Genomic DNA, 17468 nt, shown 5'->3' with positions numbered 1-17468 from the left:
CGGCTTTTTTGTGCCTTGCATTTAACTACAAAGCACTTCTATATTAGAACTTGTAGTTGTACTGAGCGCCAAGTAATACCGCGTGGCCTTTAGACTCGAAGCCCCATTGGCTGCCCGAGTCATCAGCTTCTGTGAACGTTTGTGTTTTTCCACGGATGATACTTACACCCAGATCAACGTTAGAGTTTTGATCAATTGTGTAATTACCGCCAAACGAGAACCAAAAACGATCTGTATCTGGGATAGAGATCGAAAGGTGTGTTTGCGATACTGGAGACTCATCAAATGCTACACCGGCACGAAGTAGTAAATCTTCGTTGTATTGGTAATCAGCACCTACAGAGTATCTGAAAGAGTCATCAAACTGCTCTTGCTTTTCAAACGCAACAAACTTATCACCAGTTGGTAGTGTCACTTGTGCTTCTAGTGACTCAAAACTGCTCCAACCTGTCCATAATACACTGTAATGTAAGCCTAACTTGTCATCTAGCTGATGTGAGCCAGAAAACTCAGCAATAGCTGGTAGTGTTAGATCAACAGCACCTGGAAACTTAGCACCACCAGTACCGCCTACTGGTAACTCGTTTGAGAAATCACCATCAAATGTGATGTCTGTTTCGCTGCGATAGTTAAAACCAAAACGGCTGTTATCATCTAGCTGGTACATTAAACCAACATTTAAACCAAAACCAGTATCATCACCTTGAAGGTTTACAGCATCAGCACCAAAATCAATACCGCTTGCATTAGCACCCACTTTACGAATAACAGTTGCATCAGCATAGATAGCGTTTAAACCAATACCAAAGCTGAATTGCTCAGTTACTTTATAAGCAACGCTTGCATTAAGGTTAACAGTAAAGATTTCTGTTTCGCCAGCAATTTGGCCAGCTACATATTCGTCGTTAAACTCTGTAGATAAACCAAAGTTAGAAAATGCGCCAAAACCAATCGATACTTTATCGTTGTAAGGCATAGTAAAGTAAATAGCAGGTACTACAGCACTTGGTGCAATGCTGTCGTCATCTAATGCACTTGGGTTAATACCGTTATTAGTACTTTCGCCTTCAATACTTACATCTGGAATTACGCCAATAGCAGCAACACTTAGTTGCTTGTCTTTAAATAAAGTCATTAGTGCTGGGTTACGTGCAACTACAGACGCATCGTCTGCGATAGAAGCTTCACCAGCGTATGCACGGCCTAAACCCGATGCATTTTGCTCTGATAATTGAAACGCAGCTGCAAAGCTATCAGCTGAAACAAATGCAAGCGAAGCTGCAATAATAGTTTTAGAAAATTTCATTGTTGAGTCCTTAACCAAACTGACCGTCTGGGTACTATGTGTGTTGTTATTAGGATTTAAAACTTGGCTACACTACCTTAATTTTTTGTAAAAAACTCTATGAAAGTGTCAAAAAACAGCAAAAAACCCGGTTTTTAACCACATTTTAACGACAAATTAACGGCAATTTAAAACTCATCGGACTAGAAATGTGCTATTAGAGCAAACACTCTAACTGTAATTAATTATCATTTAGATTGACTTGGGTTTAGCGGCCACTTACACTTATTATAAAATCGCAAAGGAAGTGAAACTGTGATCATTTTATTTATTATTACAGGGCTAATATTTTGTGGGGCGAGTGTGTTTTGCTTTTACAAAGCAAACTACTGCGCCTGTACTCAAGCAGGACAATGCGATAATCCCGTAAACCATTATTGGCTAGGGGCAATGTTAAATGCGTTGATCTCTTTAGCCCTGTGTTGTTTTGCATTGCACGTAGAGCTAGGCACTTTGCTATGGTTAACACTGATGGGAAGTTGCTTTTTGGGTGCATTTATTTCAGCAAAACAAACTAAAAAAAGGCAATGCAGTAAGGCTAATTCAACAAATGCTCTTTTAGCAGGCGAGACAAATTAATCTGATAATCTAAGGGCTTAACGCTTGATAGTATTTTAAGCTCTTGGGTGTGCTCACTTAAATCAATATCTTTTGGTGTGACATGATGATTGTGCTTAGCGTTATAAAATAGCTTAATTTTAGGCTTAATAGGATTAAGTACATTTCCCTCAAGCACTAGCGCTAAACGCTCATTCGTTAATTTTACAATAGTCCCTACCGGATGAACCCCTAAACACTTTATAAACCGCTGCACTAACTCACCATCAAACAAGTGTTTATTGGCTAATAAATAACGTAATGCATTAATAGGCTCATCACCATCTTGATGCATTCTATCGGCAGTCATTGCATCGTACACATCTACAATTGCCATTATACGCGCCGGGCGACTTAACTTTTCAGCCTGCAGGCCTCGCGGATAACCAGATCCATCTAAGCGTTCATGATGATTTACTATCATATCAAGCATAAGGGGTGTTATACCCTTCTCGCCTTTAACTAAACCCAAACCTTGTGCTACATGCTTTTTAATGGCTAAGAGCTCATTATTAGTAACCTTAGTTGGCTTTGAAAATATACCTTGGGGTAATTTAGCTTGGCCTAAATCATGAAGTAACGCCCCCATTGCAAGCTCTTGTACAACAGCCTGCTCATACCCTAAGTATTTAGCAAATACAGCGGTAAAAATGGCGCAGTTGATCATATGCCGCCAGTTATAGCTGTGTTTATCTTTTATACGAGTAAGAATAGTCATGGCGTTAGCGTTACGAAAAACTGAGCTGACTATTTCGCTGGCTATTTCATCAAGCACTTTTATATTAACACTCAGGCCAGATGTTAAGTCACCGTATAACGACTGTAGCTTTCGACCGTGCTGATCGTAATTTACACTCGCTTTAGCAAATTCTTGTTCGATTGAGATTGCTATAGGTGTTTTTTCTGCTTTTTGTTGGCTATTAGATGTTTTAGGTTTGCTTTGAGGTTTATATTTGGCAGGAACTGGCGCATCACCTTTAGTAAAATCAATCAGTAGCTCAAGCACACCTTCAGAGACTAAACGCTTAATAATAGATCTATCGCGTACCAAGCCACTGGTCTTAATTTTTATGCTATTGATCCCTTCATGTTGCTTAGTAACGCTATCAACGTACATACCAGGAGTAAGCTCGGACACGGGCAAAGTAATTAGCATAAAGGCGGGATTTTTCTATTAAGGAATATGTACCTTAAATAGCATTAATTAAGCCTAAAAGTCTAGTTTTTGAGTTGTAAGTAGTTATATATAACTAAAACTATAATTTACAGCCTTATTAGAGCTGTAATGTAATTCTGATTATCTTAATTTTTAATAATTAAATGCTTTCTCTCAACTACACTGAAGTGTTTACCACTAAAAAACATGTGATTTAGCTATATAATTTATCTAATCATTATAAAAAAGCGAACTTTATTAACCTTTCTTGAACATAATATTGTTTTGCCTCGGTCTCAATATACACAGCACTTAATAACAACTGCTTTAAATTCTTAAGAGTACTAATATATGACAAAACTAAACCAACCCTTATCAAACCTAAGTGTGGCTGCAATAAACACAGCCTCGCCTTTGGGTCATATATTAAAAATAGCCGCTCCACTGCTTGATAGCCTATTGGGTATAAATAAACTGCGAGATATTTACCTCTCTAATAATTTATCGGGTTTGGATAAACAAGAGTTTAGTGAAAAGCTTTTAAATGTATTGGGTATTAATGTACTTGGCGCACAAGGTGTTATTAACAAAATACCAAAGCAAGGCCCTTGCATAGTCGTATGTAACCACCCTTACGGCATGGTTGAGGGCGTAATAATTGCAAAATTGCTCACCCATTATCGTAGCGATACAAAAGTAATGGCTAACGTTGGTTTAAAAATATTTACAGAAATTAAAGACTATTTTATTTTTGCTAATCCGCTAAAGCCAAAAGCAGCCATTAATACCAGTGCAATTAAACAGTGTTTTAAACATGTAAATAACGATGGTTTACTTGTGGTTTTTCCTGCTGGCAGGGTTTCGTTTTTTCAATCAAAAAAACAACGTGTAACCGACGGACAATGGAATCGCTTAGCGGCTCAACTAGCCTTAAAAACACAAGCCCCTTTATTACCTGTGTTTATTAGTGGTCAAAATAGCCCTATGTTTTACAACTTGGGACGCATTTACTACCGATTTAGATTATTAATGCTAATACGTGAATTACTTAAAATTCAAAAAAGGTCCATTAATTTAGGTGCTAGTAATTTACTTACACCCAAGTTATTAAATAAATTTGAGAAAACTGACGACATTAACGATATTGCGCGTCTGCTTTGTTATTTAAACGATGAACGCTTTGTAACACCTTGGCAAGACGATGCCCAATCAATGCAACTAAAAGCGATTATGCAGGATGTTGATAAAACAAAAATGACGAGTGAACTTGCTAGCTTACCAAACGAGCAGCACTTATTAGACTTTAAAAGTTACTCCGTTTATTACGGTTATCAAGATCAAATACCTAATTGTGTTACTGAAATAACACGCCTTAGAGAAATAACCTTTCGTACATTAAACGAAGGAAGCGGCGAGCCATGTGATACCGATAAGTTTGACGCAACTTACATGCATTTATTTATTTTTGATCATAAAAATGAAGAGATCATTGGTGCTTATCGAATTGGACAAACTGATTTATTACAAAAAAATAGCGACGTGAGCGCCCTTTACTTATCGCAAATGTTTAATTTTAAACCCTCTTTTATTAATCAACAACAGCCGTGCTTGGAAATGGGTCGCTCGTTTATAGTTCAAAAACATCAAGGCAGTTACCATGGTTTATTGCTGTTATTTAAAGGGATCGGTGCGTTTATGGCGCAAAACCCACGTTATAGGACTTTATACGGCACAGTTTCACTAAGTAAACTTTATGACCCTCGTTCTGTCGCAATTATTGATCATGCAATGGTTAATAATAAAAAAGGTGTTAACGCCAATACGCCTTTTAATAATAAAATTCACCCTGAGTTTGAAGACTTCATTAGCGATCACACGTTAAACATAGATCATGTATCAACATTGGTTATGGGAATAGAAGAAGATAAAAAAGACATACCGATTTTATTAAAGCAATATCATAAGCTAGGCGCTCAATTTCATTGTATGGGAATTGACAGTAACTTTAATCACACCCCAGGATTACTTTTAAGTGTGCACCTACCAAGTGCGCCTGAAAAGCTACTTAAGCTCTACCTTGGTGATAAAAAAGATGATTATATAAATCACTCATAATTTTATCTGCTGCATTAATACAGCAGGTAAAAATAAAGCAACAAAAAAGTCGACGCAATTAATTGCGTCGACTTTTTTAGTTATGTAATAGCTATACGAATACCTAGTTAAGCTGCAGCCACTTTTAAACAACTAATGCTACTGATGAGCTGAGATTGCTTATCAAAATAATTAAAACGTATAGTCTTACCAACTTTAATATGACTAATACTGACTGTCATTGCGTCTTCTCTTTGCATATTTACACCATATTGGCCTTGCTCGGCTTTGCTGTAATGAAATGCTAAAAACTGCTCACTTGCGGGATGTCTTACGTCAATAAGTTGCTTAAATTGTTGTTTACGCTTTTGTGTAACTGTTTCTAGCTCAACGCCAGATGACGTTGCAAGCGATTCAACTTGGCAATCGATTAATTGTTTTGTGTCCCACCGAACAAAAACGATGTGACTATTATTTAGGGATAATTTATCCGGAAAAATACATAATTTAAAAGGCGCATAACCTGATAAATCCATATTTTGTAATTGAGACAATGCAGGGGTTTTGTTGCTCAGTAAATGTGGGATTAAAAGACCTCTACTGTGCTTTACGGCAGTTATATCAAATACACTTTGATAATCGTTTAATAAAGCTAATGTTTGCCCCCAATGCGATACACCAAGCCAAGTACCTCCCCCTTGCGGATCGATCGGGTAAATTGCGTTACCTGTGTGCTTACTCGGGGCGATTGCCATTTCTCGCGTTTTTTGCTCATCACGATTAAAAAACAACTCGTAGCCATCATCAGTTAAGAAGTAACTTAAAGTGCACATATTAACTTTGCAGTGATTTTGATTGGCTTTTTTCTCTCAAAAAAGTGGCTGTACTTGGTGCTAACCCAAAGCTCTGGTCGAATGATGCTTTTTGTGCAAAGGTAATTTGTGAAATCATCGCATAGTGATGTACTGCATGGCTTCCTACAAATATAAGCTCTCGTGCTAATGAGGTTGTTACAGTTTGTACATTTTTACTTTTAATTGATACTTCGCTTGAAAGTAACAGCGGTTTATTAAAATCATCTGTACTTAGCTGTTCAATCCACGATGCTATCTCGGCAATTTTTTTTATCGCTTCGCAGGGGTTACTTTCAATATTACTGCCGCGTAGGCGACTATCGTAATCAATATTATTTATATCAAAACCCGTCATTAAAGATTGGTAATGATCGATAATGTGGCGCATATGTGACCCAGCTGAACTAATGAAATTAGGAGCAACGATTTGCGAATAATCCTCTTTAGTTACACTTTCAAGATAAGTATGACCTTGAGCGAGTATTTCTAACTGACTATTTAACATTGAATCGGTTTTCCTCATTTATAATTTCGTCGTATATGCATACATAACGTTAGATAACATTTTGAATAATGCAATTTTGCATTGTATAAATAACTAGAAAGCTGTTCTTACAATAAAATTTCAAAATTTATGCAGTAATACATTTTTATATACAAAAGTAATTAATGAAAAGCTAGATAATATAGAGAGGGATATTAGTAGATGTAAAAGCAAATGGCGCTCTCGGTAGGGATCGAACCTACAACTCAGCCTCCGGAGGGCCACGTGATATCCATTTCACCACGAGAGCACATTTGTTGCCTCCACACCAACTCGCGATATCAGTGCTTTAGCATCAGCAATGATAAAGAGATCTTTAAATAAATACCAGTAACATCAGCTTATATGCTTATTAATTAAACTCTTTTAAATAAAACACTTCACAATGGCTTAAAAACACGCTATTTATTCTTATTGAATAAGAAACAGTAACGGTTTAGCAACATTGAAACTACGATTGTCGCTGTGCGGATTAATTTAATACGAGGAAATAATGATGAGTTTAATGTCTACTGAGCAAGTTGCTGAGTTTTTAGGTGTAAAAGTAGAGCGTGTAAAACGTCTTTCTAGAGAGAGTTTATTAATTGCTAAATCAGAAGATGAAAATGGCGAACCACAATTTGATACAGCCGAAGTAACTAAATACAAAGAGCTAGCCGAGCGCTTTGGTGGCCTTTAACATCTATAAAAAGTATTATTAACGAGTTTAGTTAGCTGCGCGCGTAACATTACAGATTTATTAGTTATGCCGCGCTCTTCGTACCAGCCAATACATAACACTAAAAAAAACAGCTTATAGTAATTCAGCTTATCTATTGAAAGATCAAACGTTTTTGTTTTATCGATGCTATTTTTATAGTTATTTAACAATGCACTTTCACTGCTCTCATTAAAATTAAAGCTCACTGCAAGGGCTGCCAAATCAAAATACACATCGTTAGTTTGTGCGTATTCAAAATCAATTAAATACATACCTGAAGCATTTACAATAATGTTGTCTTTTACTAAGTCGTTATGACAAAAACCTGCATTAAATGACATAGCTGTAACTGCTTTGAGTGCCTGCTCTATTTGAAGTTTATATTGCGTATATACGCCGGTGTTTTGATAAAAATGAAGCTCTTTAGCTATATCCATTGGCGCGGTAGACACTTTGTAATTGTGCACTTGAGCAAGTTTATTAATAAAGCTAAGCGTTATATCCGATTGCGCGCTCTTGCCTTCAATATAATTAAATACCGCACGACCGTTTTCTTTATCAAGCCAAATAGGCGCTGGACATATATTAAAGTCACTTAAAAAGCGCTGCGCTTCAAGGCCAATATTTGGCCAATGACTTTTATAACATTTTAATAAATACCCTTGTTGCTCGGTACGTATTAAAAAATTATCGTTACTAAAGCCATTAAGTAATCGCTCGCTTGAAACAATGCTTGTAGGCTCTATAAACGCACTACACATTTTTACTAACTGAGTATGGGCAATCATTGATTAAAGCTGTGCTAGAGGCTTAGCTTGGCTTTGTTCGTACTCTTCGTACCAGGTTTTAAAGCCCCACGCTGCCATAATGGTATAAAATATAAAGAGTGCTAGCGTTGGGTAATAGCCTTTTTCGTAATATAAATACATAGAAGCTGCATCTATAACAATCCAGTACAGCCAGTTTTCGAGGACTTTTTTAGCAACTAAGTAAGTAGTTACTACTGCAAAGCACGTTGTAAAGCTATCAAGATAAGCAAAATCAGCATGAGTATAGTTTTGCATAACGTAACCTATAGCTATTGCAGCTATAGTTGTTAAACTAATTAAAACAGCATGGCGGTTTATCGACCACGATGTAATATTTAAATTTGCAGCTTTGCCTTTACGCCATACAACCCATCCAAATACAGCCATATACATATAATAAAAATTAAGTAATGACTCCATAAGTAATGCACCATTCCAGTACATTATTGTATAAATGAGCGTACTAAAAAACGCCGCAGGCCAACACCATAAGCTTTCTTTTATTGCTAATAATAAATAAGCCATCGACAACCCTACCGCAATATACTCCCAATGCGACATTGCTGTAAAACCACTTAAGGTTTGTGTTAAAAAGTCCATATTATGCAGTTACCGTTTAGTTGTGCCGATTGTTATACCAACCTGCTTATATACGGGGTCTATTTAACGTTAAGAAAATTACGCTAGAACTAGGCAAAAATTTTTGTATCTAGTTGTTCTAAATAAAAATTTTTAACGACGTTATAGTGCAATTTAATTCGTTAAATTGATCAAATATTTATGCAGGTTGGTATTATAGGCTATTCAGGCGATAAGTCGCCAGAGAGAAACTTACATACAAAAATAGCTTTACCAAATTCTTCATATGAGCGCTTAATTTCGGTATTTAATACCTGCATTACTAAATCGTAATCACCAAAAATTTGCGTTGATAACGTGTTAGTAATCACTTTTAAATCATCGTATTCGTTTAATCTGTCAATAAACCCTTGTATAAACGGGATATAGTCTTGGTGAAGTGGGTATTTACTGATCTCTACTGATAATTTCATTTTCGACTCTTTATTTTAATTACCGATTACAACAAGTCATTCAATGCTAGAGCCGTTATTAAATACAGTGTAAAATCGCTGCAACACTCAATTGAAATGAGCTTAATATGGCACGTAGAATAACCTACAAATATAAAAACGAACCGCGCGAGATTAATTTCGCTAAAGATAAATACCACGACATGTATCAAGCAATTGCTGCCGCTGAAGGTATTGATCTGACTAATTACTTAAGCATGGTACAGCAAATAGAAATGACCTCAAAAGGGTCTGCCTCTGTTCGTAACTTTCGCGACCAAGAATTTGCCCGTATGGGCTTTAGCGATATTTACTTTATAAAAGAGTAAATACAGCTTTATAGCTGTGTCAACGCTGATACTCATAACTTACGCGCGGTGTAATATTACATAAAAGCTCGTAGGGGATAGTATCAGCGCACAGTGCTATTTCTTCAACTGGTAGCTCAGGGCCCCACATAGTAACCCTGTCGCCAACTTTAATATTATGCTCATTAGTGCCTATATCTACACTAATCATATCCATTGCTACACTACCGACAATACCATAACGCTGCTTGCCAATTATAACGGGGGTCCCCTCTTTAGCGTGCCGAGGATAACCATCGCCATAACCCATAGCCACAACAGCTAACTTGGTTGGTTTATCGCTTTTCCAACGACCACCATACCCGACCGCCTCATTAGCAGGCACATTTCGCACTGCAATTACGCGCGTAGTTAAGCGCATAACTGGTTTTAATTTATGTTGTTGCCCAATACTATTTGCCATAGGCGATACACCATAGAGCATTAGACCAGGGCGTACCCAATCACCATGTCCATTTGGCCACGCGATAATACCCGCTGAATTTGATAAACAATGCGCTTGGTCAATACCATTCACTAAGTTATCAAATAACGTAATTTGTTGAACCGTTTTAGCATTATCAACATCATCAGCACACGAAAAATGGGTCATCAGATTAACAGTATTTTTAGCGTTAGGTGTTTTTTGTAAACGGCTATAAAATTCTTCAAACTGCTCTGGCGCAATACCTAGTCGATGCATACCTGTATTTACTTTTAACCAGCATGTTATTGGCGCATCAAGCTTTGCTTTTTCAAGCGCGGCTAATTGGTACTCATCGTGAATAATAGTTTGAAAATTATTAGCAAGTAAAATAGGTATGTCGGCTTTATTAAAGAAGCCTTCGAGTAAAACTATTGGCTTTGTTAGGCCCCCCGCTCGCAGAGCTAACGCTTCATCTATCCGCGCCACAGCAAATGCGTCAGCATCATTTAAATGCTGCGCAATCGTTACTAAACCATGTCCGTAAGCATTTGCTTTTAGCACCGCCATTACTTTGCTATTAGGTGCAAAACACTTAACTTGCGCTAAATTATGCGCAAGTGCAGCTAAATTAATTTCAGCAGTGGCTAAGCGCATTAGTAATCGTCATCTACCGCTGGTCCCGCGTAATTATCAAAGCGAGAAAATTGACCTTGGAATGTTAAACGCACTTTACCAATTGGGCCGTTACGTTGTTTACCTATAATAATTTCGGCAATACCTTTATCGGTACTGTCTTCGTTGTACACTTCATCACGGTAAATAAACATGATTAAATCGGCATCCTGCTCTATCGACCCTGACTCACGTAAATCTGAGTTAATTGGGCGTTTATCCGCACGTTGCTCTAGCGTACGGTTAAGCTGTGAAAGCGCAACAACCGGACATTTTAGCTCTTTTGCTAATGCTTTAAGTGAACGCGAGATTTCGGCAATTTCGAGCGTTCGGTTATCGGCAAGGCTTGGTACACGCATTAACTGTAAGTAATCGACCATGATCATGCTAATACCGCCATGGTCGCGGGCTATACGCCTTGCACGTGAGCGCACATCGGTAGGTGTTAAGCCCGATGCATCATCAACGTACATTTTGCCTTTTTCCATCAACAAACCCATAGTTGATGAAAGTCGTGCCCAATCGTCATCATCTAACTGGCCAGTACGCACCTTAGTTTGGTTAATGCGACCAAGAGACGCTAGCATCCTCATCATAATTTGCTCAGAAGGCATCTCTAGAGAGTAAATTAATACTGGTTTGTCTTGAGTCATTGCAGCATGTTCTGCAAGGTTCATCGCAAAGGTGGTTTTACCCATCGATGGACGTGCTGCTACAATAATTAAATCGGATGGCTGTAAGCCCGTCGTCATTTTATCAAGATCGGCATAACCTGTACTTACACCTGTTACACCATCTTGTGGCGATTGATAAAGCTCTTCTATTTTATCAACGGTTTTTTCAAGGATGCTATGAATGCTCTGCGGACCTTCATTACTTTTTGTTCGTTGCTCAGCAATTTTAAACACTTTGCTTTCGGCAAAATCAAGTAAATCGTGACTAGTACGCCCTTCAGTATTAAAACCCGCTTCTGCAATTTCGTTCGCTACGCCAATCATTTCACGTACAACAGCGCGTTCGCGTACAATACTTGCGTAAGCGTCAATGTTAGCAGCGCTTGGCGTGTTTTTAGCTATTTCAGCTAAATAAGCAAAACCACCAATTCCTGCAAGCTTATTATTTTTTTCTAAACTTTCAGAAATAGTGATTAAATCTATCGGATCGCCAATCTCAGCAAGTGCCGTCATCGCTTCAAAAATTAACTTGTGCGTGCGGGTATAAAAATCCTGTGATACAACAAGTTCAGCTACGCGGTCAAAAGCTTGGTTATCAAGCATTAAGCCACCTAAAACAGATTGTTCAGCTTCTATTGAATGGGGAGGAACTTTAAGAGTATCGACTTGCTTATCTGGTTTGGCCATAACTTCACAGTGGTAAAATTGAATGGCTCTATTCTATCGACTTGAAGGGGCTGTGCAAATAGAAAAGCAGGAAATCTTTTCCTGCTTTTTGTAATCGTGAAGGTGAGAGCGTTATTTAATACGAAGCTCTATGCGCCCACTAATGGTATCCATTTCAACATTAGCATTACCGCCATTGATACTAAATTCTAAATCACTGGCTGGGCCATATTTAGCTTTACTGACTTTGTCACTAGTAACTTTATTAATGATTTTGCCATTAGCATGGGCTTTAATTTCAAAATTTGCAGATACGCTGTCAGGAAAGTAAAAATCACCATCGCCACTTACCGATTCAAAACGTACATCACCACCTTTTAAAAGCTCTTTAATGTGTACTTCGGCTTCGCCATTTACCGTGTTAATACGTAAGTTTTTAATTGACGATAGCGTAAAATTTATATCGCCATTTACATTTTCAAGGCGCACATCATTGGCGCTTGAGGTTGATTTAATATCGCCATTAACAGCACTAAAACGCAGTTCACCACTTGATTCTCTATCGTTAATTTCGCCATTTACGGTTTCAAATTGAATATTACCGTTTAAGTTGTCAGCGTTCACATCACCATTTACGGTGGTGAGCTTAATGTTGCCAGTAATATCATCTACCGTAATTTCGCCATTAACCACGTCAACTTCAGCACCGTTTTTTAGCTCTTTCGCAGTCACCGATACATTAACGCCAGCAAACTCTAAACTGCTGCTTTTAGGCATAAATATGGTTAGGCTTGAGCCATCGCCATTATTACTCCAATTTGATTTACGTGGCATTTTTACAATAAACTGAGTTTTATCGCCATTTGTTTTAAGCTCATAACCTTCTGCTTTGTCATCAAGCTCGCCAGATACTTTAAATTCGTTTTTATCCCAGCCTGTAATATGTATATCACCGCGTTGGTTTTCAATAAAAATAGTGCCGCCATTTGGTACGTCTATTTGCTTATCTATTTTTTCACCCGCAAATACCGCCAATGGAAATAAGCTTAGTCCTAATAAAATCGCTTTCATGTCGTACTCCTAAATGTGCTGCCAACGTGGCGCGTGCACCTTGTTAATTAAATCAAGTTGTTGTTGATATATTTGCGCTAACATTGTCAGAAGCGCTTGGTTTTGTGGTTCATTTTCAAGAGCTTGCATTATTGCTTGTTCAGCCTCTTCTAATTCTTGTAGTTGTGTTTGCCAATTAGTGGTCAATGCTTCTTTATTTTCGTATTCAACTAACAAACTGTTTTTTTTCGCCGAAAAGTAATCACTTATAGCCACTACGGGTTGTGGCTCGGGCGCTATAAAAAATATATTTACAGCAATTAAAGTAGCTAATGTGCAGGCAGCTATTGCCGTTAGTTTTGGCCAAGTGCCAGTATTTTTTGGGTTTTGCTTATTATTAACAATTACTCGCTCAATTCCTGCCCATAAATCTTTTTGTGGTGGTATCTCTTTATCAAGCGTATTTAATGATTTGTTTAAGTAATCGTCAAAATTTGGTTTATTCATTTTCATACCACTCTTGTAATAACTGCCTAGCACGATGATATTGCGATTTACTTGAACCAACAGCCATACCTAACTGTTCGGCTATTTCCTCATGCCTGTAACCTTCAATTGCAAACAACACAAACACCATACGTGCACGCTCAGGAAGCCTTACTATTAATTTATCAAGGCCATTTAAGCCTTCGCAATCATTAGCTGATTGCTCATCCATACCGCTGTGTTCAATGCTCACAACTTTTTGTAGCCAATTTTTTTGCTTGCGTAGGTAGTTAATCGCAATATTGCTGGCAACACTGTAAAGCCAAGTAGAAAACTGCGAGCGACCGTCAAATTGCGCTATTTTATGCCACACCTGTACAAACACTTCTTGCGCTGCATCTTCAGCATGCGCTTGGTCGGCTAATAAACGTAAGCATAAACCGTAGACTCGTTTTATATGTAACTCATAAAGCGTTGTATATGCCGCCTGCTCACCCGACTTAACACGTTCAATAAGTGTAGCTTCGCATAAAGGCGTTTGTTCGGGTTTAACGTGTAACATCCGTGATGTCGCCTTTTAATTATTATTATTGAGTTAGTGTATTGATAAGTTAGACGTAATAACAGTTCGAAAAGGTTTAAAGGGAATGAAAAATAATTGAATAAAAAAGGGCTTGTACGAGGCTTTATACCAATTCGCTTAATTAAGTGATCTATTTTGAGGATGGAAAAACGTGTTGATAGCTAGACAAAAAATTCGCTATTTAGTTGTTCTAAATGAGAATTTTCTAACACAGGTAGCGACACGTTTAGCCCCGCAAAATGATTAAGTATTATTGCGGATTGGGATTATTTAACTGTGCCCTTAACTAGTGACTAATAAACGAAGTTAGCCAAATTACAGACACAAAAAAGCCGTGCTAATAGCACGGCTTTTGTCGCTTAATTAAAAAATTAAGCTTCAGCGATTACGATTACTTTAATAGTAGCCGTTACGTCTGAGTGAACTGAAATTGATACGTCAAATTCACCTGTCTCACGGATAGTACCTAGAGGCAAACGAACTTCTGACTTAGCAACTTCAACACCAACAGCTGAGATAGCGTCAGCGATGTCACGAGTACCGATTGAACCGAATAACTTACCTTCGTCACCAGCTTTAGATACTAATGTAACTTCTGCTAATGCTTCTAGTTTTTCAGCGCGTGCTTGTGCAGCAACTAACTGTTCAGCGATTTTCGCTTCAAGTTCTGCACGACGAGCGTCAAACGTTTCAATGTTAGCTTTAGTCGCAGGAACTGCCTTACCTTGAGGGAAAAGGAAGTTACGTGCGAAACCAGATTTAACTACAACCTGTTCACCTAGGCTACCTAGGTTAGCGATCTTATCTAGTAGAATAACTTGCATGTTTCTACACCTTTTAAAAACTGTTAATCCGCTGCTTACTTATGTAAGTCAGTGTATGGAAGAAGGGCTAAGTAGCGAGCACGCTTAATAGCAGTTGCTAGCTGGCGCTGGTATTTAGCGCTAGTACCTGTAATACGGCTAGGTACGATTTTGCCACTTTCTGTAACATAGTTTCTAAGAGTAGCTAGATCTTTGTAATCGATTTGCTTTACGCCTTCCGCTTTAAAGCGGCAGAACTTACGACGTCTGAAATAACGTGCCATGAGATTAATTCCTCAAATAATTCTTTCTATATGCTGAGCATGCAAAACCAATTGGCTAAGGCCGTTACGACCTTCGTGGCGATTTAAAAAACCACTCACTTGCAATGCCTGCCCAACGTGCAAATGTTGAGTCTGTTGTTGCATTTGCTTTCCACTGGCAACTACCTGAAGCCTCACGTAACTATTACGGTTAAGGTCTGCTTCGGTTTGCATCGATTTATGTTCTACAACAAAAATACAATGCGGGATGCCAGCAGGGCTTTGGCTAAACTTGGGAGTTTTACAAACTACCCCAGATATAACCAGCTGATTCATAAAAGGGCTAACCATTTATATTTACCGCCAGTTAAACGCCATGCTAGGACTCAAAACAATTAAGCAGCTGGTGCTTCTTTCTTCTCTTCTCTTGCAAGAGGAGACGCTTCAGTTTCAGCAGTTTTAGTGCGGATAACTAAGTTACGAAGCACTGCATCGTTGTAGCGGAAAGTAGTTTCTAGCTCGCTGATTACTTCAGTTGGTGCTTCAACGTTCATAAGAACATAGTGAGCTTTATGAAGCTTGTTAATTGGGTAAGCCAATTGACGACGGCCCCAATCTTCAAGACGGTGGATAACACCACCAGCTTCAGTGATAGAACCAGTATAACGTTCGATCATACCAGCAACTTGCTCACTCTGATCTGGGTGAACCATGAATACGATTTCGTAATGACGCATGGATATTCCTTACGGTTAATAGAGCCTTCTACCGTTTCGGCCGGTCGGTTTAAGGCAAGGAATTAATAGTTTAAAAGCCGAAATGAGCGCGCATTTTACGCTTAGACGGATAATTAAGCAAGCAGGTTTTTAAGCTTTTATAGATAAGTGTTTAAAAGTAATAATTACGCATTTCGCTTATCGCGTTAACAAGCTGCACGCCTTGTATTTACGGCAAAAGTTAAGCGCAGAGTGTAATACCTCTTTTAGAAGCCAGGCTTACTCGCGTGAAAAACGATAGCTTTTAATTGCTTAAGCTTTATGTTTACCCCGAAAATATAAACATTTACTCAAGCTTAAAGCCGTGCAATTATTAATCAATACATTATTAAATAAGGATATTTATGAAGCTCTTACTATCGCTTGTATTAATACTTACTTTTAGTACACCATTTTTAAGCCACGCAAAAACCAATACAACTGACATAACCGTTGGTAAAAAAGTCATTCTGCAATCAAAAATACTCAACGAAGACAGGCCCATTAAAATTTTCATACCTGACACTGTAAAAGACGAACAGCCCCTTTATGTTATTTATTTACTTGATGGTGTTGAGCACTTTCATACAGCATCTGGTGTTATTAAATCCCTTGTAGATTACGAGCAAATACCCAATGCCATGCTTGTTGGTATTGATACAACTAACCGCGTTCGCGATTATTTACCAAAAGTACAAGGCGAGCCTAAAACAGAGTTTCAAACCTTTGTTAAAAACAAATGGCCTGACGCAGGACAAACCGACAAGTTTTTAAAGTTTGTGTCTGATGAACTCATGCCTTATATAAACAGTAATTACTCAACTAACGGCTACAGCACCTTAATTGGTCACTCTAATGCTGGTACATTAACGCTTTATACTTTAGTTAATCAGCCTGAGTTATTTAATAACTACATAGCTATAAGCCCAAACAGTTGGTGGAGTGATGAAGAGTTAAAAAATAATATTATTAAATACACTAAAAACCCTAAAGGCAGCCAATCGTTATTTATTAGTGTAGCGAGTGAAGGCGCCCGTTTTTATACAGGTGTTTTAAATGCTTTAGTAAATTTAGAGCAACAAATGCCTACGCAGCTAAAATGGGAATATAAGCATTACCCTACTTTTTCTCATATGGGCACCATACTACCAGCACTTAGCGATAGCCTAATTCACTTATTTGGCGACCTAATATTTAAAGTAACTGATGAGCACGGAAGATTTGCTGATGTATCGCTTATTACCGGTTACTATCAAGCACTGAGTGATAAGTACGGATTTGAGCTTAAAATTCCACAAGATGTGTACGTAGAATTTGCGCATAGCCAGCAAAAATTTGGTAACACTAAAAAAGCGATAACGACACTTAAGCACTTTACTACCCACTACCCTAATGCTGCTTACTCCCATATGCGACTATCGCAAGGCTACACTGCTAACAAACAGTTTAAAGAAGCAGTTACCAGCATGAAACACGCACTAGAGCTTGCTAAACAAAACTCGCGAGACCCAATGTTAGTTGATGCGCTACAAGACATGGTGAATGAAGCACAAAAGAAATTATAATTGATTTA

General features: G+C 38.0%; 21 protein-coding genes and 1 tRNA gene. 5 read left to right on the top strand and 17 right to left on the bottom strand.

Annotated features, from left to right (window positions below):
* Window positions 1–43 precede the first annotated feature (43 nt).
* The gene (locus WNY79_RS10360; RefSeq protein WP_342875806.1) at window positions 44–1306 is read right to left on the bottom strand and encodes an outer membrane protein transport protein; all 1263 of its coding nucleotides are present in this window, start codon (window positions 1304–1306) and stop codon (window positions 44–46) included.
* Between the two features lie 294 nt (window positions 1307–1600).
* Between WNY79_RS10360 and WNY79_RS10355 the strand changes: the two genes are divergently transcribed.
* Window positions 1601–1924 (top strand): hypothetical protein, encoded by a 324-nt coding sequence (locus WNY79_RS10355; protein WP_024600722.1) that lies wholly within the window; start codon window positions 1601–1603, stop codon window positions 1922–1924.
* Here the strand turns inward: WNY79_RS10355 and WNY79_RS10350 are convergent.
* A complete protein-coding gene (locus WNY79_RS10350) occupies window positions 1884–3098 on the bottom strand; it encodes an HD domain-containing phosphohydrolase (RefSeq protein ID WP_342875805.1) in 1215 nt (404 codons plus the stop codon). The genes WNY79_RS10355 and WNY79_RS10350 overlap by 41 nt on opposite strands.
* Before the next feature lie 351 nt (window positions 3099–3449).
* On the opposite strand from WNY79_RS10350, the gene WNY79_RS10345 reads away from it, so the two are divergent.
* Complete coding sequence (locus tag WNY79_RS10345) at window positions 3450–5213, top strand: GNAT family N-acyltransferase (RefSeq protein ID WP_342875804.1); 1764 nt, start codon at window positions 3450–3452, stop codon at window positions 5211–5213.
* Between the two features lie 107 nt (window positions 5214–5320).
* On the opposite strand, the gene WNY79_RS10340 is transcribed toward WNY79_RS10345, so the two are convergent.
* From WNY79_RS10340 to WNY79_RS10330, 3 genes are all read right to left on the bottom strand, one after another.
* Window positions 5321–6025: an NRDE family protein gene (locus WNY79_RS10340; RefSeq protein ID WP_197186123.1), complete on the bottom strand. Its 705-nt coding sequence runs from the start codon at window positions 6023–6025 to the stop codon at window positions 5321–5323.
* 1 nt (window position 6026) lies between these two features.
* Complete coding sequence (locus WNY79_RS10335) at window positions 6027–6551, bottom strand: hypothetical protein (protein WP_024600726.1); 525 nt, start codon at window positions 6549–6551, stop codon at window positions 6027–6029.
* A 214-nt stretch (window positions 6552–6765) separates the two neighbouring features.
* A tRNA-Arg gene (locus tag WNY79_RS10330) sits at window positions 6766–6840 on the bottom strand.
* A gap of 246 nt (window positions 6841–7086) precedes the next feature.
* Between WNY79_RS10330 and WNY79_RS10325 the strand changes: the two genes are divergently transcribed.
* Window positions 7087–7269, top strand: a complete 183-nt coding sequence (locus WNY79_RS10325) for a hypothetical protein (protein ID WP_007587299.1) — start codon at window positions 7087–7089, stop codon at window positions 7267–7269.
* Here the strand turns inward: WNY79_RS10325 and WNY79_RS10320 are convergent.
* From WNY79_RS10320 to WNY79_RS10310, 3 genes are all read right to left on the bottom strand, one after another.
* Window positions 7266–8078, bottom strand: a complete 813-nt coding sequence (locus tag WNY79_RS10320; protein ID WP_342875803.1) for a phosphotransferase — start codon at window positions 8076–8078, stop codon at window positions 7266–7268. The two genes, WNY79_RS10325 and WNY79_RS10320, sit on opposite strands and share 4 nt — an antisense overlap.
* Window positions 8079–8081: 3 nt before the next feature.
* A complete protein-coding gene (pnuC, locus tag WNY79_RS10315; RefSeq protein ID WP_076925268.1) occupies window positions 8082–8699 on the bottom strand; it encodes a nicotinamide riboside transporter PnuC in 618 nt (205 codons plus the stop codon).
* A 200-nt stretch (window positions 8700–8899) separates the two neighbouring features.
* Entirely contained in the window at window positions 8900–9151 is a 252-nt protein-coding gene (locus WNY79_RS10310; RefSeq protein ID WP_007587304.1) for a hypothetical protein, read from the bottom strand.
* Between the two features lie 107 nt (window positions 9152–9258).
* Between WNY79_RS10310 and WNY79_RS10305 the strand changes: the two genes are divergently transcribed.
* A complete protein-coding gene (locus tag WNY79_RS10305) occupies window positions 9259–9498 on the top strand; it encodes a DUF2960 domain-containing protein (protein WP_024600730.1) in 240 nt (79 codons plus the stop codon).
* A 19-nt stretch (window positions 9499–9517) separates the two neighbouring features.
* Here the strand turns inward: WNY79_RS10305 and alr are convergent, their stop codons facing one another.
* The 9 genes from alr to rpsF all read right to left on the bottom strand — a co-directional run bounded on the left by alr (window position 9518) and on the right by rpsF (window position 15877).
* Entirely contained in the window at window positions 9518–10597 is a 1080-nt protein-coding gene (gene alr, locus WNY79_RS10300) for an alanine racemase (protein ID WP_024600731.1), read from the bottom strand.
* Window positions 10597–11976, bottom strand: a complete 1380-nt coding sequence (dnaB, locus tag WNY79_RS10295; protein WP_024600732.1) for a replicative DNA helicase — start codon at window positions 11974–11976, stop codon at window positions 10597–10599. Before dnaB ends, alr begins: the two co-directional genes overlap by 1 nt.
* 111 nt (window positions 11977–12087) lie before the next feature.
* Complete coding sequence (locus tag WNY79_RS10290) at window positions 12088–13026, bottom strand: DUF4097 family beta strand repeat-containing protein (RefSeq protein ID WP_342875802.1); 939 nt, start codon at window positions 13024–13026, stop codon at window positions 12088–12090.
* Between the two features lie 9 nt (window positions 13027–13035).
* Window positions 13036–13518, bottom strand: coding sequence for a hypothetical protein (locus tag WNY79_RS10285; RefSeq protein ID WP_342875801.1), 483 nt, complete (start codon window positions 13516–13518; stop codon window positions 13036–13038).
* Entirely contained in the window at window positions 13505–14053 is a 549-nt protein-coding gene (locus tag WNY79_RS10280; protein WP_024600735.1) for a sigma-70 family RNA polymerase sigma factor, read from the bottom strand. The genes WNY79_RS10285 and WNY79_RS10280 overlap by 14 nt, the downstream gene beginning before the upstream one ends.
* Window positions 14054–14445: 392 nt before the next feature.
* Entirely contained in the window at window positions 14446–14898 is a 453-nt protein-coding gene (gene rplI / locus WNY79_RS10275; RefSeq protein WP_002962755.1) for a 50S ribosomal protein L9, read from the bottom strand.
* 35 nt (window positions 14899–14933) lie between these two features.
* Window positions 14934–15161, bottom strand: a complete 228-nt coding sequence (gene rpsR / locus WNY79_RS10270) for a 30S ribosomal protein S18 (RefSeq protein WP_024600736.1) — start codon at window positions 15159–15161, stop codon at window positions 14934–14936.
* A 12-nt stretch (window positions 15162–15173) separates the two neighbouring features.
* Window positions 15174–15491 (bottom strand): primosomal replication protein N, encoded by a 318-nt coding sequence (priB, locus tag WNY79_RS10265; protein WP_033015549.1) that lies wholly within the window; start codon window positions 15489–15491, stop codon window positions 15174–15176.
* Between the two features lie 44 nt (window positions 15492–15535).
* Entirely contained in the window at window positions 15536–15877 is a 342-nt protein-coding gene (gene rpsF, locus WNY79_RS10260) for a 30S ribosomal protein S6 (RefSeq protein ID WP_007378473.1), read from the bottom strand.
* A 383-nt stretch (window positions 15878–16260) separates the two neighbouring features.
* Between rpsF and WNY79_RS10255 the strand changes: the two genes are divergently transcribed.
* Window positions 16261–17460 carry an alpha/beta hydrolase-fold protein gene (locus WNY79_RS10255; protein ID WP_342875800.1) on the top strand — a complete coding sequence of 400 codons (1200 nt, stop codon included), beginning with the start codon at window positions 16261–16263 and terminating at the stop codon, window positions 17458–17460.
* Window positions 17461–17468 lie beyond the last annotated feature (8 nt).

The sequence above is a fragment of the Pseudoalteromonas sp. AS84 genome (assembly GCF_038900255.1).
In the GTDB taxonomy this organism is placed as follows: domain Bacteria; phylum Pseudomonadota; class Gammaproteobacteria; order Enterobacterales; family Alteromonadaceae; genus Pseudoalteromonas.
Note: the sequence above shows the minus strand (reverse complement) of the source record. Positions and strands in the feature narration are given on the sequence as shown.

Excerpts from the sequence above, each read along its gene's own strand:
- WNY79_RS10360 (WP_342875806.1), bottom strand. The coding sequence starts at position 1,306 with ATGAAATTTTCTAAAACTATTATTGCAGCTTCGCTTGCATTTGTTTCA.
- WNY79_RS10350 (WP_342875805.1), bottom strand. The coding sequence starts at position 3,098 with ATGCTAATTACTTTGCCCGTGTCCGAGCTTACTCCTGGTATGTACGTT.
- WNY79_RS10345 (WP_342875804.1), top strand. The coding sequence starts at position 3,450 with ATGACAAAACTAAACCAACCCTTATCAAACCTAAGTGTGGCTGCAATA.
- WNY79_RS10340 (WP_197186123.1), bottom strand. The coding sequence starts at position 6,025 with ATGTGCACTTTAAGTTACTTCTTAACTGATGATGGCTACGAGTTGTTT.
- WNY79_RS10335 (WP_024600726.1), bottom strand. The coding sequence starts at position 6,551 with ATGTTAAATAGTCAGTTAGAAATACTCGCTCAAGGTCATACTTATCTT.
- WNY79_RS10325 (WP_007587299.1), top strand. The coding sequence starts at position 7,087 with ATGAGTTTAATGTCTACTGAGCAAGTTGCTGAGTTTTTAGGTGTAAAA.
- WNY79_RS10320 (WP_342875803.1), bottom strand. The coding sequence starts at position 8,078 with ATGATTGCCCATACTCAGTTAGTAAAAATGTGTAGTGCGTTTATAGAG.
- pnuC (WP_076925268.1), bottom strand. The coding sequence starts at position 8,699 with ATGGACTTTTTAACACAAACCTTAAGTGGTTTTACAGCAATGTCGCAT.
- WNY79_RS10310 (WP_007587304.1), bottom strand. The coding sequence starts at position 9,151 with ATGAAATTATCAGTAGAGATCAGTAAATACCCACTTCACCAAGACTAT.
- WNY79_RS10305 (WP_024600730.1), top strand. The coding sequence starts at position 9,259 with ATGGCACGTAGAATAACCTACAAATATAAAAACGAACCGCGCGAGATT.
- alr (WP_024600731.1), bottom strand. The coding sequence starts at position 10,597 with ATGCGCTTAGCCACTGCTGAAATTAATTTAGCTGCACTTGCGCATAAT.
- dnaB (WP_024600732.1), bottom strand. The coding sequence starts at position 11,976 with ATGGCCAAACCAGATAAGCAAGTCGATACTCTTAAAGTTCCTCCCCAT.
- WNY79_RS10290 (WP_342875802.1), bottom strand. The coding sequence starts at position 13,026 with ATGAAAGCGATTTTATTAGGACTAAGCTTATTTCCATTGGCGGTATTT.
- WNY79_RS10285 (WP_342875801.1), bottom strand. The coding sequence starts at position 13,518 with ATGAAAATGAATAAACCAAATTTTGACGATTACTTAAACAAATCATTA.
- WNY79_RS10280 (WP_024600735.1), bottom strand. The coding sequence starts at position 14,053 with ATGTTACACGTTAAACCCGAACAAACGCCTTTATGCGAAGCTACACTT.
- rplI (WP_002962755.1), bottom strand. The coding sequence starts at position 14,898 with ATGCAAGTTATTCTACTAGATAAGATCGCTAACCTAGGTAGCCTAGGT.
- rpsR (WP_024600736.1), bottom strand. The coding sequence starts at position 15,161 with ATGGCACGTTATTTCAGACGTCGTAAGTTCTGCCGCTTTAAAGCGGAA.
- priB (WP_033015549.1), bottom strand. The coding sequence starts at position 15,491 with ATGGTTAGCCCTTTTATGAATCAGCTGGTTATATCTGGGGTAGTTTGT.
- rpsF (WP_007378473.1), bottom strand. The coding sequence starts at position 15,877 with ATGCGTCATTACGAAATCGTATTCATGGTTCACCCAGATCAGAGTGAG.
- WNY79_RS10255 (WP_342875800.1), top strand. The coding sequence starts at position 16,261 with ATGAAGCTCTTACTATCGCTTGTATTAATACTTACTTTTAGTACACCA.